General features: G+C 59.0%; 1 pseudogene. It reads right to left on the bottom strand.

Annotated elements, in window-relative coordinates:
• Positions 1–796: pseudogene (locus tag EOA22_RS34215) on the bottom strand (DUF932 domain-containing protein); the annotation flags it as partial.
• Between the last annotated feature and the right edge of the window lie 434 nt (positions 797–1,230).

The raw sequence follows: 1,230 nt of genomic DNA on the forward strand, positions 1-1,230 counted from the left end.
GATAGAAACTCGCAATGCCCAGGGTCTTCGAACCGACTTCCGAATTCCAGCAATAGAACCCTCGGAAATACAAATCAGGCTCGCCATTCGGAAGCCGTCCGGCTTCGATCGGGTGTGTGTCGTCCACCAGAAACAGGAACACGTCGCGGTCGCTGGCGTAAAGCGTCGTGGTGTCCTTGGTCACGTCCACGAATGGATTGTGCGTCATCGTCGCCCAGTCCAGAACGCCCGGCACCTTCCAGATAGTGTCGCCAGTTCCGTTGCCCGCTATCTTCATGACGGCGGCGACAAGCTCGTGATCCCAGATGCGGCCATAGTCCGGACCCGTGACGGCGCGAAGCTCAATGCGTCCGTCTTCCGTCTCGAGCGTCTTCATCAACTCCGCCCGATGGCTCAAAAGGCCATGCTGCAAATTGATGCCAGCAAGCGGCGCGGGCAGCTGGCGCATATAGGTGGCCGGCGCGCTGACAAGGCTGCAAAGCTGGCCGAAGCTCCAATGCGTCGGCGCGATTGGCTGCTCCTGTCCGGGAACGATAAGCGAAAGCCGCTCTGCATTGTCGCGGGTAGCTTCCACGCGCACGGCGCGGCTCTCAACGGTGCGGGCGGTCGCTCGGTCCGCGCGCTGCTTCACGGCATCATAGAGCTCGGTAAGGCTCAGATAGCGCTCGTCATCGGGACGCGAAAACCATTCGGAGGAAACTCGTCCGATCCTCTCGCCGCGCGAGATATCCACGCGAAAGCCGCTGGAAGCCACCTGTTCCTGCCTGTTGCTCTCGCTGTTGATAATGGTGGTCATGTTCATTGTGCTCACTCCTTTTTCCGTCAATGCCGAAGGCATGTCCCCCGGCATGCCTTCCGGGGGCGCGTGAGCGCGCGGGAGTGATGGGGGCCAATGCCGGCGAGCGAAGCCGGGTTGCACGGTCGAGCGGAGCGGATGGAAATTGATGGCCACTGTTGCTGCTGTCGGGCCGCTTTGCGAGCCTGCGGCCCTGCTCTGCACAGGCGGCATTGGCGGGGAAGCGAGGGGAAGTTCCTCGCTTCACATCGAGTCTACAAGGGTATCCGCAGTCGATCAGAACGATGAATGCGAAGCTTACTCTTATAATGTTGTGCAAGAGATTTGGATTTTACAGAGAAACGTACTATTTGCCTCATTGGCGGGACGGGGAAATCAAACGGCGCTTAATTCGTCCGATACAATAAGAGGAAATTAGATGACCACTGCTCTCG

This window comes from Mesorhizobium sp. M7A.F.Ca.US.014.04.1.1 (assembly GCF_003998745.1).
GTDB lineage: Bacteria > Pseudomonadota > Alphaproteobacteria > Rhizobiales > Rhizobiaceae > Mesorhizobium > Mesorhizobium ciceri.